We start from the raw sequence: 15,647 nt of genomic DNA, 5'->3' as shown, positions 1-15,647 counted from the left end.
TATTATAATTTGTCTATAATGGAAGTATTATTAATTCGGAGGAATAATTTATGAAGTGCATTGTTGGTTTAGGGAATATTGGAAAGAAATATGAATTAACAAGACATAATATAGGTTTTATGGTAGTTGATCGTTTGGTTGAATCATATAATTTAGAGCTCAATCAACAGAAATTTAAAGGTCTCTATACAATTGCGATGATAAATGGTGAAAAAGTCCTGCTAATTGAACCAATGACATATATGAACTTGTCTGGCGAAGCAGTGAGGCCATTGATGGATTACTTTAATGTTTCAACAGAAGATTTACTTGTATTATATGATGATTTAGATATGCCGCCTGGTAGACTACGCTTACGCCAAAAAGGATCTGCTGGGGGACATAATGGTATTAGATCATTGATTCAGCATCTAGGAACAGATCAGTTTAAAAGAATTAGAATCGGTATTGGTAGACCGACGGGCCATTTAAAGGTCGTTGACTTTGTTTTACAGAAATTTACCCATGATGAAATGATTATTATGGATAAAGTAATAGATCAGACTATTAAGGCGGTAGAGGCATTCATCGCAGGTGAAAGATTTGAAAATATTATGAATCAGTATAATGGTGATGTATGAAACAAATAATAGATAAACTCATATATAAAGATGAGCGATTTCAAGATTATAACAATGCAATCGGTAATAAAAATATACTAATCACTGGATTAAACCCATCTGCAAAAGCAATGATGCTCGCTGAAAGTTATATGCATCATCAAAAACAGATGGTTGTTGTTACAAGCAACCTTTATCAGGCTGAAAGGTTAGAAAGAGATCTCGTACAGCTCGTCAATGAAGAAGATGTCTTCAAATTTCCTGTACAAGATATCATGATTGAAGAATTCTCTACAAAGAGTCCGGACCTTATGCAAGAGCGTATAAGAACCCTCACCCATTTGGCAAAAGGCCAAAATGGGCTATTTCTCATTCCGGTGAATGGGCTTGAGAAATTAATTAGTCAAAAAGAAACATTCCTAAAATATCATTTAGAAATTACGTTAGGTATTGATATAGACTTAGTGGAATTGCAGCAACGACTCATTGATATGGGATATCAAAAGACAGAACGTGTAACAACATTAGGAGAATTTTCCGTTCGTGGAGGACTCATTGACATATACCCAATGATTGGTGAACCTGTACGTATCGAACTATTTGACACCGAAGTAGACTCGATTCGTGCATTTGATATTGATAGTCAACGTTCGTTGCATAATATAGATAAGGTGGAGTTATCGACTGCAAGTGAATTTATTTTTTCTGCTGAAGATTTAAAGTTGATGTCAGATAATCTCAGCGAAGCATTTGAGAACACACGTACGAAGATTAAGACGAATGTCCGAGATGATTTAAGAGAAACTTATGAAACGGTAAAACTTAATATGACGGAGTTGTTTAGTCATAATATTCTGCGTCGCATGGTTAAATTTGCCTATCGTGAAGAGACGACAATTGCAGATTATTTTAAAGAGGATGCCATCATTGTGATTGATGAATATAATCGTGTGATAGAGGCTAAAGATGCGGCGATTCGAGAAAACAGCGAATTTATGGAATCACTGATCGAATCTGGTCGTGGATTTATTGGTCAGACGTTTATCAAAGAAGGTAGTTTAGAAGCACTTACGAATAAACATAAAGTTGCGTACTTCACTTTATTTACTGCAAGTATGACTGCAGTGATCGATGAGGTTTTTAAGTTTTCATGTAAACCTGTGCAACAATTTTATGGTCAATATGACTTAATGTTCTCAGAGTTTGATCGTTATCGTAAGAATGACTTTAATATAGTGGTGTTAGCAACAAATGATACGCGAAAAGAAAAGATTAAGTCGATGCTCACTGATATGAATCTTCCAGTAACATTTAATATCGATGAAAGCAAGCCTGGTATATCTACAATTGTACAAGGGGATCTTTCAGAAGGGCTCGAACTTCCTTATATGAAACTAGTTGTTATAACGGAGCGAGAACTGTTTAAGTTACGTAAAGAAAAACCAAAACGTACTCAAAAAAAATTATCAAATGCTGAGAAAATAAAATCGTATCAAGAACTAAATATAGGTGATTATGTTGTTCATACACATCACGGTGTTGGCCGTTATCTTGGTGTAGAGACATTGCTCGTTAATAAACTGCATAAAGACTATATTAAGATTCAATATAAAGGTACGGATCAACTGTTTGTCCCTGTTGATCAGATGAGCCAAGTACAAAAATTCGTTGGTTCAGAAGATAAGGATCCAAAGCTCAATAAACTTGGCGGAACAGAGTGGAAAAAAACGAAAGCGCGTGTTCAAAAGAACGTTGAGGATATTGCGGAAGAATTATTAAAGCTCTACCAAGAACGCGAACGCATAGAAGGGTATCAATTTGGTCCGGATACTGAAGAACAAGAAAACTTTGAAATGGACTTTCCGTATGAACCGACGCATGATCAAAAGCAAAGTCTTATCGAAATTAAAGGTGATATGGAAAAAAGTAAGCCGATGGATCGTCTGTTATGTGGAGATGTTGGATACGGTAAAACGGAAGTTGCAATTCGCGCGGCATTTAAAGCTGTTATGGATGGGAAACAAGTTGCGTTCTTGGTACCTACAACAATCTTAGCCCAACAACATTATGAAACAATTATTGAGCGTATGCAGGATTATCCGGTAGAAGTGCAGATGATGAGTCGTTTTAGAACGACGAAAGAAGTTAATGAAACAAAGAAAGGACTCAAATCAGGGTTTGTAGATATCGTTGTCGGAACACATAAATTACTCGGGAAAGATATCGTATACAAAGATCTGGGATTGCTGATTGTAGATGAAGAGCAACGTTTCGGCGTGACGCATAAAGAAAAGATTAAAGCATTAAAGACGAATGTAGATGTATTAACTCTAACAGCGACACCAATTCCAAGAACATTGCATATGAGTTTGTTAGGTGTACGAGATTTATCGGTGATTGAGACGCCGCCAGAAAATAGATTCCCAGTGCAGACTTACGTACTTGAGTACCAGCATAACTTCATAAAAGAAGCGATGGAAAGAGAATTATCAAGGAATGGACAAGTGTTTTACCTTTATAATCGCGTTGCTACCATTTATCAAAAGGCAGAACAGCTCGAGATGATGATGCCTGATGCGAGGATTGCGGTAGCACATGGACAAATGTCTGAAAGAGAATTGGAAGAAACGATGCTCGGCTTTATTAATGGCGAATATGATATTCTTGTTACAACTACGATTATCGAAACAGGGGTGGATGTGCCGAATGCAAATACATTGATAATTGAAGATGCAGATCGTTTCGGATTAAGTCAGCTGTACCAACTGCGCGGACGTGTTGGTCGTAGTAATAGAATTAGTTATGCATACTTCCTTCATGCGCCGAATAAAGTACTCACTGAAGTTGCAGAGCAAAGACTACAAGCGATTAAGGAATTTACTGAACTTGGTTCAGGTTTTAAAATTGCGATGCGTGATCTAAATATTCGTGGTGCAGGGAATCTACTAGGAAAACAACAGCACGGATTCATTGATTCAGTGGGATATGACCTGTATTCAGAAATGCTACAGCAAGCAGTGAATGAAAAACGGGGGATTAAAGAGGAAGAAGCGGTGCCACAATTAGAGATTGATGTAGAAATAGATGCATATATTCCGGCAGAATATATAAGAGAAGAACAGGCAAAGATTGAATTTTATAAGAAATTACGTAGTGTTACGACAGAGCAGGAACTGATCGATGTCCAAGACGAAATGACCGATCGTTACGGGGAATATCCAGAAGCCGTAGATCACCTCATGAAAATTGTTGAAATTAAAGTAAATGCATTAAGCTTCGGTATTGTACAAGTGAGAGACACAGGAAAATCGATTGAACTGGAAGCTTCAGAAGCAACAACGACTAAAGTTAATGGTGAGCGTTTATTTAAAGCGACAGAATCTTTTGGCAGAGATTTGAAGATTGAATATAAAGATAATAAACTGACATTTATATTAAAGAAACAATCAAATTGGTTATCTGCACTTGTGCAGCTATCTCATCGAATTCAGGAAGGAATTATGATGGATGGAGAATAAGCCAGTCTTTAATAGCGTAATTATCTTAACGCTTACAATGCTATTCGTAAAGGTATTAAGTGCAATATATAGAGTGCCATACCAAAATGTATTAGGGGATACCGGGTTATATGCTTATCAACAAGTGTATCCGCTAATTGCAATTGTCTCAGTGCTATCTTTAAATGCGATTCCCTCCGTTGTCAGTCAGTCGCAGTATGACACTTTATTTATGAAACAGTTAAGAAGTATACTGGCGATGGTTAGTTTACTGAGTTTAGTGTTAATTGTTGTATTTAGTAAACATATTGCATTTCTTATGGGAGATACAGAGCTTGAGCGCATGTTGCAAGTATCTGCATTAGTACTCCTACCATTTCCATTTGTGGCTTTGGCGCGTGGACAGCTTCAAAGAAAACATCAAATGGAGCATATTGCTGTCAGTCAGGTTATTGAACAGATTGTTAGGGTTACAACGATATTGTTTGCAATTACCTTGTTTGTAAAAGCTGATTTTTCAGTGTATGAAAGTGGTAGCATCAGTATATTCGGATCGTTTTTAGGTTTGAGTGCTGCTTATATCTATTTAAAGGTAAAAGGATTTACGCATCTTGAAAGTAATTATCAAAACAATGAGGTACGAACCTATTATCTCGATTTCTTTACTTTAATATTTTTTTATAGCTTAAGTTATTTAGTACTCATTTTATGGCAGCTGGTTGACAGTTTTACGATGATTAATCAACTGAAACAAATAATGAGTTTAGATGAAGCAAAAGAACTAAAAGGAGTTTATGACCGAGGCAGCTCGTTAATTCAAGTGGGGCTTATAGTAACAACGTCATTTTCGCTCGTGCTCATTCCAGTATTAGCAGAGTGCAGAGCTAAGAATGCATTAACTGAAATGAAATCTTATGCGGATAGTGCTTTGAAGATAACGATCGTTTTCAGTAGTGCAGCTGCTGTAGGATTGATGAATTTAATTCGTCCTCTAAATTTATTTTTATTTGAAACGATAACGGGATATGAAGCGTTAGCCATATATATGTTATCTGTAATATTCGTATCACTGATTATTATGTTTACAGCCATGCTACAAATCTATAACGCATTTCGTATTCAGTTGGTAGCTGTCATAGCCGGAATCATGACGAAGTTTCTGCTTAACTTGTTGTTAATACCACAGTTCGACATCACAGGGGCATCAATAGCTACTGTGGCTGGACTTGTAATGTATACACTATGTCTTTATTACAAAGTACAAAAAATATATGAACTAAAATTAAATACCTTTATAAAACGCTGGTTGCTAGCACTTACTGTAATGAGTATCGCCATTCAATGCATATTAGTGATTCCTTATAGTACAAGACTTACAGCTATGGGTGTATCTATTATGGGTGTGGTTATAGGATTGACTGTTGTATTGTATGCTATGGTGAAATGGAAGATTATCAGTGTACAAGAGTGGTATCATCTACCGTTTGGAAATATAATGATAAAATTAATGAAAGGATGATTTGATGGGTAAGATAACAGTGGTAGGATTAGGGAACTATGGGTTAGATGAACTACCGTTTGGTATTTATCGCTTTTTAAATAAAGTAGATAAAGTATATGTTCGTACATTAACGCATCCGGTAGTAGAAGATTTAGAAGATATCGAGTGGATCAGTTTCGATGAAGTGTATGAAAAGCATGATCAATTTAGCGAAGTATATGCAGAAATTGTTCAGACTTTAAAAGAAAAAGCGATGGATGATGATATTGTTTATGCAGTTCCTGGACATCCAATGGTGGCAGAATCTACAACGGAGTTATTATTACAGGATAAAGCTATCGATATAGAAGTGTTAGGTGGGAAAAGCTTTATCGATGACTTATTCCAGGCAGTATCATTTGATCCTAATAATGGATTTCAAATGCTGGACGGGACGATGATGACAAGTGAAGCGATTAATATTAGAAATGCATTAATCATCACGCAAGTATACGATCAGATGATAGCAGGAGATGTGAAAGTTACATTGATGGAGAAATACCCTGACGATCACAAAGTTGCTATAGTTACAGGTGCCAGAGGGCAAGGATCAGCAGTTAAGTGGTGCCCTTTATATGAGATGGATCATGACTTTGAGCTATCTAATTTAACTTCGCTTTTTGTACCTGCGTTAAGTCAAGAACATTATGCTGGAGATTTTGAATATTTAACATCCATTATGGATAGATTAGTTGCAGATGACGAATGTCCATTTGATAAAGTTCAAACCCATTCTAGCTTGAAACGTTACCTTTTGGAAGAGGCATATGAATTATTTGAAGCGATTGATAATGATGATATCGACCATATACTTGAAGAGTTAGGAGATATACTTCTTCAAGTAGTGTTCCATGGTGCGATTGGCAAGAAGTCAATGATGTTTGATACACGTGAAATTGTCCAGGCTATTAGCGAAAAGATGATTAGACGTCATCCGCATATATTTGGAGAAGGAGTAGAAGTAAACAGCATTGAAGAATTAAATCAAGTGTGGAAAAATGCAAAGCAATCAGAAGGTAAAGAAGAAAAACAGATAAAACAAGAGAAAATTTTTGCAGATTTATATTTAAAATTATATGATTTGGTTAACAATCAGAAAATGACAGTTCAGCAAGCACTTAAAGTATTGGTAGGTGAAGAGAATGAGACTCGATAAATATTTAAAAGTATCACGGTTGATAAAAAGACGTACTTTAGCAAAGGAAGTCAGTGACCAGGGACGCATTAAAATCAATGGCAATGTGGCTAAGGCCTCAAGCAATGTAACGATTGATGACGTATTGGAAGTAAGGCTTGGACAACGTGTTATCACGGTTAAAGTGACTGATTTAAAAGAGCATGCAACAAAAGATAATGCAAAAGGTATGTTTGAAGTGGTGTCAGAAGAAAAAATACACGCTGATGAATAGAGGTGTTATGCGTGGCAAAAAAAGTGAGTAATCTGGACAATGACTATATTTCAGAAAAAGCGTTGCGAGAACGAAGGAAAAGAAAAAATAATCGAGTAATAAAGAAAAGGTTGTTCGTATTCGGTGGAGGATTATTGAGTATCTTGCTACTTCTAACAGGAGTGTTGTTATATCAGATAAGTGTCAATAACCACCTAAAAGAAGAGCATGCTAAGCAACGTGCAGAATATAAGCAATTGCAGGAAAAAGAGATTGTACTTAGAGAAAAGCTAAAACAACTCAATAGTAAAGAATATATTGAGAAAATAGCAAGAAGTGAATATTTCCTGAGCAATGATGGAGAAGTAATCTTTAAGTTACCGGATAATAAAGATTCGAAGTCAGATAGTGAAGGGCAATAAAGAATTCACTGACTATTTAGATTTATAGCGTTGTAAAAAGTAGTGAGTAAGCATATAATGGTATATTATGAAGAATTTTATCAGGAGGATTTATTAATCTTATGTCAATTGAAGTTGGAAACAAATTAAAAGGTAAAGTTACAGGTGTTAAAAATTTCGGTGCTTTCGTTGAATTACCTGAAGGAAAAAGTGGTCTTGTACACATCAGTGAAGTTGCAGATAGCTATGTAGAGAATGTTGCAGATCATTTAAAAGTCGGCGATGAAGTAGAAGTTAAAGTATTGACGATTGGTCAGGATGGTAAAATTAGTCTTTCTATTAAGAAAGCAAAAGAGCGTCCTAAAAAACCTGTAGCCCCTAAAGTTGAAAAAAAACCGGAAGATTTTGAGAAACAATTATCAAACTTCCTAAAAGACAGTGAAGACAGACAAACTTCAATTAAGCGACAATCAGAATCTCGTCGTGGTGGTCGTGGATCAAAACGCTAATATTATTTTTTAGCATTAAACAATCTCACTTAAATATTACTTTAGTGAGATTGTTTTATTTTATTGATAAAAGGTGATGAAATGGAACGTTTCTGGAAAAAAGATGAGAACATTGGCGTTGCTGTTTCGGGCGGTGTTGATAGTATGGTATTACTCGATAAAATAAGACAATCAGGGTGCTTTAAGCAGTTATATGTACTACATGTTAATCATCAGTTACGTGATATATCGCAAGAAGAACAAGAGATGTTGCAACGATATTGTACATTACATGGACTCGAACTTATCGTCTATACGATACCACAAGGAACTTTCGATTTAAGCAAAAGTATTCAGCACAAAGCGAGGAAACTCCGCTATGCTTTTTTTGAGTGGACTGCAAAAGAAAAAGGTATCAGCTGGGTTCTGACCGCGCATCATAAAGATGATCAGATTGAAACGATATTCTTCAGGTTGCTATCTAACCGTTTTACTTTTCAGCCTCCAAGTATGCAGATGATTGTAAAGGGTACGGTGAATTACGGGAAGCCACTATTAAATTATTCTAAATCAGAATTGTATCAATATGCAGAGCGTGAACGTGTTCCATTTATGGAAGATGAATCAAACGAAGAGATAAAGTATACTCGTAATTACATAAGGAATGAAATTATAGATAAGTTAGATGAGGCAAAGCTTTCAAAAGATAACTTGCTACACGTTGCCCATTACATAGACTTGGCACAATCATTGGTCAGACAATGTGCGGTGAAGTATTCAGAAGGTATAGAAATTAACAGTGTTAACCGTACGCAGCTAAAGAAAGAGAATCATCTTGTGCAGCAATATGTCATCCAGTCATTATTAAGTCATTTTATAGATGAATCTATCAGTGTGCGTGAAGTTGATGAGATCATACGAGTGATGAAGACGGAGGCTACGCACGCGTCATATACATTTGGAGAATATACATTGTATATGGCCTATGACCACATTACGGTGCGTAAACAAGAAGAGAAGAATAACTTTCTTCACATTTCGTTACCAGGGAAGTATAAATTTAATGAATATATGATTCAAGTAAATTATTTAAAAAGTGATATAATAGTAAGGAATCGTCAAGAAGGAGATGTGCTCTCTACTGATGGTCATCATCAAAAGGTTTCTAGAATAATGAAAGATTTAAAGATTCCCATATATGAAAGAGACACTATTCCGCTCATAGTATATGAGGGAATAATCATTGCTATTGGAAGTTTAAAGTCGAGTAACCATTTTATGAATCAACATATAAAAATTTCAAAGGAGTATTAATATGCACAATGATATTAAAAGTACAATTTTAACGAGCGAACAAATTCAAGATACTTGCAAACGGTTAGGAAGTGAAATCACTAAAGATTACGCTGGGAAAAACCCGCTGTGTATCGGTATATTAAAGGGATCAATTTTATTCATGGCAGATCTTATTAAAAATATTGATACCCATGTTGAATTAGAATTTATGGATGTGTCTAGTTATCATGGCGGAATGGAATCCACTGGAGAAGTAAAGATTTTGAAGGATTTAGATGTTTCTGTAGAAGGTCGTGATTTGATCATCATAGAAGATATTCTTGAGACAGGTACTACGTTAAATGCTATTGTAGACTTATTAAAGTATCGCAAGGCTAACTCAATCGAAATCGTCACATTACTCTATAAACCAATGCGCAGAAAGGTAGATATCGAAGCAAAATATGTAGGTGAAAAAATACCGGATGAGTTTGTAGTAGGATATGGCCTTGACTATCAAGAGCATTATAGAAATCTGCCGTATATCGGTTTGCTGAAAGAAGAAGTATATACTAAATAACACTCAAATGTTGTTATTTCCCCTTAAGTTTAAATAGTAGATTGAATATAGTTAAATATGGTAAAATGCTTTTTAGCTTTATATATGGAGTAGGAGGAAAATTTGAATGCAAAAAGCCTTTCGTAGTATTTTAATGGTAGCGCTTGTTGGTATTGTAATATTCGGTGTGTTCTCTATGATTAACGGCACTGGATCAATGCCCAAGCAAATGACATATACAAAACTCATGTCCGAACTTGAAAAAGGCGAAGTTGAAGAAATGACAATTCAGCCAGGACAGGAAGTTTACCTCGTAAAAGGAAAGTTAAAAGGTGCAAAAGCAAATGAAACATTTACTTCTGTACTGATGTATAACAACCAGAAAGATTTAGAGAAGATTACTAAAATTGCCGAAGATCAAAAAGGTGATTTAAAGTTTGATATTAAACCAGCTGATAAAGAAAATGTATTTTTAGGTATGTTAAGTACACTAATCCCGATTTTATTATTAGCATTCGTCTTTATCTTCTTCCTCTCTCAATCACAAGGTGGCGGCGGCGGTGGCCGTGTTATGAATTTCGGTAAATCGAAAGCCAAATTATATGACGATAAGAAGAAAAAAGTACGTTTCAGCGATGTTGCTGGAGCTGATGAAGAGAAGCAAGAGCTTGTTGAAATTGTCGATTTCTTAAAAGACAATCGTAAATTTAAGAAGATGGGTGCAAGAATTCCTAAAGGTGTTCTTTTAGTAGGACCTCCTGGTACAGGTAAGACATTGCTTGCACGTGCAGTTGCTGGTGAAGCAGGCGTACCATTCTTCTCAATTAGTGGTTCTGACTTCGTGGAAATGTTTGTCGGTGTTGGTGCTAGTCGTGTACGTGATTTATTTGAAAATGCAAAGAAGAATGCACCATGTATTATCTTTATCGATGAAATTGATGCAGTAGGACGTCAACGTGGTGCTGGTGTCGGTGGCGGTCACGATGAACGTGAACAAACATTAAACCAGTTATTAGTTGAAATGGATGGTTTCGGTGAAAACGAAGGAATCATTATGATTGCAGCTACGAACAGACCGGATATACTTGACCCTGCCTTACTTCGTCCAGGACGTTTTGATCGTCAAATTCAAGTAGGTGCACCGGACGTTAAGGGTCGTGAAGCAGTACTTAAAGTACATGCACGTAACAAACCATTCGATGAAACAGTAGACTTAAAGGCACTTAGCCAACGTACTCCTGGGTTCTCTGGAGCAGATTTAGAAAATCTATTAAATGAAGCAGCACTTGTTGCGGCACGTCAAGGTAAGACTAAAATTGATATGCGTGATATTGATGAAGCAACAGACCGTGTAATTGCTGGTCCAGCGAAGAAATCACGTGTTATCTCGGTAAAAGAACGAAATATTGTTGCATGGCACGAAGCAGGTCATACCATTATCGGTTGTGTACTTGATGAAGCAGAGATGGTTCACAAAGTAACAATCGTTCCACGTGGAAATGCCGGTGGATATGCAATGATGTTACCGAAGCAAGATCGTTATTTCATGACGAAGCCTGAGTTGTTAGACAAGATTGTTGGTTTACTTGGTGGACGAGTAGCAGAAGAAATTACATTCGGTGAAGTATCTACAGGTGCACACAATGACTTCCAGCGTGCGACAGGAATTGCTCGTAAAATGGTAACTGAATATGGTATGAGCGATAAGCTTGGACCATTACAATTCGGCCAATCACAAGGTGAAGTATTCCTTGGACGTGATATGGGTCACGAAGCTAATTATTCAGATCAGATTGCTTATGAGATTGACCTTGAAGTACAACGTATCATCAAAGAAAGTTACGAACGTTGTAAACAGATTTTACTTGAAAATCAAGACAAACTTAATTTAATTGCTAAGACGTTATTAACAGAAGAAACACTAGTTGCCAACCAAATCAATAGCTTATTTGAAAACGGGACACTACCAGAAGTAAGCTACGATGATTCTCATTTATATCATATTAAAGAAAAAGATGAGAAAGTAATGGACAACACTTCAGATAATAGCCGTGTTACGATTAAGGATGAGGATGAAGATGAAGAAGAAACAGGCTCATCTTATGAAGAAGTGAAAGAGCAGTTAAAAAATCCAGATGTACCTGTTGAAGAAAATGAACAAGAACCAGAACCTAAAGTAGATAGATTAGATAAAGATAAATTTTAACAAACCAATCCCTTTTCTTCTTTACTATGAGATGAAAAGGGATTTTTTAAAGGAGAGTCAAGATGACACAAGATTATTTAGTAAGAGCCTTAGCATTTAATGATGAAGTACGTGCCTTTAGTGTACGTACTACAAATACAGTTGAAACTGCAAGACAAAAGCATGACACATGGCGTGTAGGAACAGCGGCGTTAGGTAGAACGATTACTGCTGGAGCGATGATGGGTGCAATGTTAAAGAATGAAGAAAAATTGACGATAACGATTAATGGTGGCGGACCATTAGGACAAATCGTTGTTGATGCGAATGGTAAAGGTGAAGTAAGAGGTTACGTAGAAAATCCACATATAGAAGTTGAATCTATTCGTCCAGGTAAGATGAATGTTGGTGCCGCAGTGGGAGCAAATGGGTTTTTACGAGTGGTTAAAGATATAGGGATGAGAGACTACTTTACAGGATCTACTGAATTGCATAATGGTGAAATTGCTGAAGATTTTACCTACTATTTTGCGACAAGTGAACAAGTACCAAGTGCTGTAGGTCTCGGTGTATTATGTACACCTGAAGAAGTTACTGAAGCAGCAGGTGGTTTTATCATTCAGCTGATGCCTGGTGCGAGCGAAGAAACAATCTCTTTATTAGAAGAGCGTCTTGCGAACTTAACTCCAATCTCAACTTTGATTGATCGTGGTTTGTCTCCTGAACAAGTGCTTGAAGAAGTGCTTGGAGAAGACAATATTCGTATACTCGATCAGATGCCTATAGAATTTAAATGTAATTGTGGTAGAGAGAAGTTTCTTGCTGCTATTAAAGGCTTAGGAGAGGCGGAAATTGTAAGCATGATTGAAGAAGATCATGGTGCAGAAGTAGAGTGTCATTTCTGTAGAGAACAATATCATTATTCTGAAGAAGATCTTAGAGCATTGATTACAGATTAATATAAGCTTGAATATTTTTATCTTGTGTGTGAATTTGATATAATAAATCCGATAAGTGTAATAAGAATAAAATTACAATTTGGAGGAATTATCATGACACAAAGAGTTGAATGCATTACAGACTTAATCGGGAATACACCTTTAGTTAAGTTGAACAATATTGTTCCAGCTGGAGCAGCAAATATTTATGTAAAGTTAGAGTATCAAAATCCAGGAAGCTCAGTGAAAGATAGAATCGCACTTGCGATGATTGAAGCAGCCGAAAAAGAAGGTATTATTAAACCTGGTGATACGATTGTCGAACCGACGTCAGGAAATACTGGAATTGGTCTTGCAATGGTGGCAGCAGCAAAAGGTTATAAAGCGACTTTAGTTATGCCGGATACGATGAGTCAAGAGCGTCGTACATTGTTACGTGCATATGGTGCTGAGCTCGTACTTACTCCTGGCGCTGAAGGAATGAAGGGTGCAATTCAAAAAGCGAATGAACTTAAAGAACAAAATGGTTACTTTATGCCGCAACAATTTGAAAACATGTCCAACCCTAAAGTGCACGAACTGACGACAGGACCTGAGATTATTGAAGCGATGGAAGGGTTATCGATTGATGCCTTTATTTCAGGTGTTGGTACGGGCGGAACACTAACAGGTGCTGGACGCGTATTAAAAAAACATAATCCAGATGTTGAGATTGTCGCGGTAGAACCTGCCGATTCTCCAGTATTAGGTGGCGGACAACCTGGACCGCATAAAATACAAGGTATCGGCGCAGGCTTTGTACCTCAAACTTTAGATACAGAGGTTTATACAAGCATTCAGCAAGTAACGAATGATGAAGCGATAGAAATGAGTCGAAAAATAGCCAAAGAAGAAGGTATTCTTGTAGGAATTTCATCAGGTGCTGCGGTCAAAGCTGCAATTGATAAAGCGGTCGAACTTGGTGAAGATAAAAATGTTATTGCAATCATCCCAAGTAACGGGGAGCGTTATTTATCAACAGTATTATTTGCTAACTTAGCGGATTAATAACCTTATTGAATCCCACTTAAATCGATTGATTTTTGTGGGATTTTGTTATTTTTTTATACCTTGTCTATTTTTGATATAATATTTACAAACTAAGATGAGGTGAGATAAGTGAAACGAACACAAGTAATGGGAATCCTGAATGTAACTCCTGATTCATTTTCGGATGGTGGAAAATATAATACTTTACAAACCGCGGTAAGTCATGCGCGAGAGATGATTGAAGAAGGTGCGGATATTATCGATATCGGTGGCTATTCAACGCGACCTGGATATACAGAGATTTCTATCGAAGAAGAATTAAATCGCGTTATTCCGGTGATAGAAGCGCTGAAAGATGAAAAGGTACTGCTTTCAGTAGATACTTTTCGTAGTGAAGTAGCGCGTGAAGCTCTGAAGGCAGGATGCAGTATTATTAATGACCAATGGGCTGGAAAGTTTGATCAGTCGATGTTCGATGTTGTAGCACAGTACGATGCAGATATTGTATTGATGCACAATGCAGAGACGGAAGTCGTTGGTGATGTGATGGAACATATGATCACAGATTTATGTACACAAGCAAGAGCAGCAGAACAAGCTGGCATTGAAAGAGATAAAATTTGGCTTGATCCAGGTATTGGGTTTGCAAAGAACCGTAATCAAGAAGTTGAGGTTATGAGAAGGCTTGAAGAACTTACGCAAATAGGATATAAAGTATTGTTAGCTACTAGTCGTAAACGTATGGTGAAAGAATTACTGAACGACAACTCAGTACCTGCCGATCGTGATGAAGGAACACTTGCAACAACGGCAATTGGTGTGAATGCAGGTGTAGATGCGGTGCGCGTTCATAATGTTTTGATGAATAGTAGATTTTTACGTGTAATGGATCAACTAAAAGGAGATTGTGATGGATAGAATATTTATAGATGGAATGCAATTCTATGCGTATCATGGTGTGTTTGAAGCGGAAAATGAAATAGGTCAGATCTTTATCGTAGACGTTTCTCTTGATGTAGATTTGAAGCATGCAGGCGAAACAGATGATCTGGAACATACTGTAAACTACGGTGCAGTATATGAAGATGTGAAGCGCGAGATGCAAATTCAGTCTAAACTACTTGAGCATGTAGCAGAACGTATTGCAAAAACACTCTTCAATCACTATAATCAGATAATGGCGTTAAAAGTAAAGATTACAAAACAAAATCCACCAATACCTGGTGTGTATGATGGTGTGGGTGTAGAAATCGTCAGGGAGCGTCAATAAATGAAAGTTTATATTAGCTTTGGCAGCAATATAGGTGATAGAGAATATCAAATAAACGAAGCATTGCGAAAGCTTGAGCAAATTCAAGATACAAAGCTTTTAGCAGTATCATCTTTGTATGAAACTGTCCCTGTTGGTGGGGTTGAGCAGGACGACTTTTTAAATGGTGCAGCGGTTGTTGAAACGAGTTTAACACCGATTTCATTTTTAAATGAAATTCAGCGTATTGAACTTGAATTAGGTCGCGAACGTAAAATTCATTGGGGTCCGAGAACGATAGATTTAGACGTATTGTTAATAGATGAGATTGTTATTGAACATGATAGGTTGAAAGTACCACATCCTTTTATGCATGAGCGAAGCTTCGTACTCATCCCGTTAGCTGAAATTGCATCTGAAGCAGTACATCCTGTCTTAAATAAGAAAATTAGAGAACTTGTAACTATGGACCCGGAAGTAAGACAATATAAGTGAGGGT

General features: G+C 36.7%; 15 protein-coding genes. All 15 read left to right on the top strand.

The features are described from left to right. The first annotated feature begins 50 nt into the window (after positions 1 to 50). Positions 51 to 620 (top strand): aminoacyl-tRNA hydrolase, encoded by a 570-nt coding sequence (gene pth, locus KYI10_10895; protein QYA32810.1) that lies wholly within the window; start codon positions 51 to 53, stop codon positions 618 to 620. Next, positions 617 to 4,117 carry a transcription-repair coupling factor gene (mfd, locus tag KYI10_10890; protein ID QYA32809.1) on the top strand — a complete coding sequence of 1,167 codons (3,501 nt, stop codon included), beginning with the start codon at positions 617 to 619 and terminating at the stop codon, positions 4,115 to 4,117. The genes pth and mfd overlap by 4 nt, the downstream gene beginning before the upstream one ends. Then, entirely contained in the window at positions 4,107 to 5,615 is a 1,509-nt protein-coding gene (locus tag KYI10_10885) for a polysaccharide biosynthesis protein (GenBank protein ID QYA32808.1), read from the top strand. Before mfd ends, KYI10_10885 begins: the two co-directional genes overlap by 11 nt. Position 5,616: 1 nt before the next feature. After that, positions 5,617 to 6,792 carry a MazG nucleotide pyrophosphohydrolase domain-containing protein gene (locus tag KYI10_10880; GenBank protein QYA32807.1) on the top strand — a complete coding sequence of 392 codons (1,176 nt, stop codon included), beginning with the start codon at positions 5,617 to 5,619 and terminating at the stop codon, positions 6,790 to 6,792. Next, positions 6,779 to 7,045: an RNA-binding S4 domain-containing protein gene (locus tag KYI10_10875; GenBank protein ID QYA32806.1), complete on the top strand. Its 267-nt coding sequence runs from the start codon at positions 6,779 to 6,781 to the stop codon at positions 7,043 to 7,045. The genes KYI10_10880 and KYI10_10875 overlap by 14 nt, the downstream gene beginning before the upstream one ends. Positions 7,046 to 7,056: 11 nt before the next feature. Beyond that, entirely contained in the window at positions 7,057 to 7,446 is a 390-nt protein-coding gene (locus KYI10_10870) for a septum formation initiator family protein (GenBank protein QYA32805.1), read from the top strand. A 101-nt stretch (positions 7,447 to 7,547) separates the two neighbouring features. Beyond that, the gene (locus tag KYI10_10865; GenBank protein QYA32804.1) at positions 7,548 to 7,934 is read left to right on the top strand and encodes a S1 domain-containing RNA-binding protein; all 387 of its coding nucleotides are present in this window, start codon (positions 7,548 to 7,550) and stop codon (positions 7,932 to 7,934) included. 81 nt (positions 7,935 to 8,015) lie between these two features. Further along, entirely contained in the window at positions 8,016 to 9,227 is a 1,212-nt protein-coding gene (gene tilS, locus KYI10_10860; GenBank protein ID QYA32803.1) for a tRNA lysidine(34) synthetase TilS, read from the top strand. 1 nt (position 9,228) lies between these two features. Continuing rightward, positions 9,229 to 9,768 carry a hypoxanthine phosphoribosyltransferase gene (gene hpt / locus KYI10_10855; protein QYA32802.1) on the top strand — a complete coding sequence of 180 codons (540 nt, stop codon included), beginning with the start codon at positions 9,229 to 9,231 and terminating at the stop codon, positions 9,766 to 9,768. 106 nt (positions 9,769 to 9,874) lie between these two features. Then, complete coding sequence (ftsH, locus tag KYI10_10850) at positions 9,875 to 11,953, top strand: ATP-dependent zinc metalloprotease FtsH (protein ID QYA32801.1); 2,079 nt, start codon at positions 9,875 to 9,877, stop codon at positions 11,951 to 11,953. Between the two features lie 62 nt (positions 11,954 to 12,015). After that, positions 12,016 to 12,891, top strand: coding sequence for an Hsp33 family molecular chaperone HslO (gene hslO, locus KYI10_10845; GenBank protein QYA32800.1), 876 nt, complete (start codon positions 12,016 to 12,018; stop codon positions 12,889 to 12,891). Positions 12,892 to 12,984: 93 nt separating this feature from the next. Continuing rightward, a complete protein-coding gene (cysK, locus tag KYI10_10840) occupies positions 12,985 to 13,917 on the top strand; it encodes a cysteine synthase A (protein QYA32799.1) in 933 nt (310 codons plus the stop codon). Between the two features lie 111 nt (positions 13,918 to 14,028). Next, positions 14,029 to 14,817, top strand: coding sequence for a dihydropteroate synthase (gene folP / locus KYI10_10835; protein QYA32798.1), 789 nt, complete (start codon positions 14,029 to 14,031; stop codon positions 14,815 to 14,817). After that, positions 14,807 to 15,169 (top strand): dihydroneopterin aldolase, encoded by a 363-nt coding sequence (folB, locus tag KYI10_10830; GenBank protein QYA32797.1) that lies wholly within the window; start codon positions 14,807 to 14,809, stop codon positions 15,167 to 15,169. The genes folP and folB overlap by 11 nt, the downstream gene beginning before the upstream one ends. Beyond that, on the top strand, positions 15,170 to 15,643 hold the full coding sequence (folK, locus tag KYI10_10825) for a 2-amino-4-hydroxy-6-hydroxymethyldihydropteridine diphosphokinase (protein ID QYA32796.1): 474 nt from the start codon (positions 15,170 to 15,172) through the stop codon (positions 15,641 to 15,643). Positions 15,644 to 15,647 lie beyond the last annotated feature (4 nt).

It is taken from the genome of Macrococcus sp. 19Msa1099 (assembly GCA_019357535.2).
Lineage (GTDB): Bacteria > Bacillota > Bacilli > Staphylococcales > Staphylococcaceae > Macrococcoides > Macrococcoides psychrotolerans.
This window is presented reverse-complemented; position numbering and strand designations above follow the sequence as displayed.

Excerpts from the sequence above, each read along its gene's own strand:
- pth (QYA32810.1), top strand. The coding sequence starts at position 51 with ATGAAGTGCATTGTTGGTTTAGGGAATATTGGAAAGAAATATGAATTA.
- mfd (QYA32809.1), top strand. The coding sequence starts at position 617 with ATGAAACAAATAATAGATAAACTCATATATAAAGATGAGCGATTTCAA.
- KYI10_10885 (QYA32808.1), top strand. The coding sequence starts at position 4,107 with ATGGAGAATAAGCCAGTCTTTAATAGCGTAATTATCTTAACGCTTACA.
- KYI10_10875 (QYA32806.1), top strand. The coding sequence starts at position 6,779 with ATGAGACTCGATAAATATTTAAAAGTATCACGGTTGATAAAAAGACGT.
- KYI10_10865 (QYA32804.1), top strand. The coding sequence starts at position 7,548 with ATGTCAATTGAAGTTGGAAACAAATTAAAAGGTAAAGTTACAGGTGTT.
- tilS (QYA32803.1), top strand. The coding sequence starts at position 8,016 with ATGGAACGTTTCTGGAAAAAAGATGAGAACATTGGCGTTGCTGTTTCG.
- hpt (QYA32802.1), top strand. The coding sequence starts at position 9,229 with ATGCACAATGATATTAAAAGTACAATTTTAACGAGCGAACAAATTCAA.
- ftsH (QYA32801.1), top strand. The coding sequence starts at position 9,875 with ATGCAAAAAGCCTTTCGTAGTATTTTAATGGTAGCGCTTGTTGGTATT.
- hslO (QYA32800.1), top strand. The coding sequence starts at position 12,016 with ATGACACAAGATTATTTAGTAAGAGCCTTAGCATTTAATGATGAAGTA.
- cysK (QYA32799.1), top strand. The coding sequence starts at position 12,985 with ATGACACAAAGAGTTGAATGCATTACAGACTTAATCGGGAATACACCT.
- folK (QYA32796.1), top strand. The coding sequence starts at position 15,170 with ATGAAAGTTTATATTAGCTTTGGCAGCAATATAGGTGATAGAGAATAT.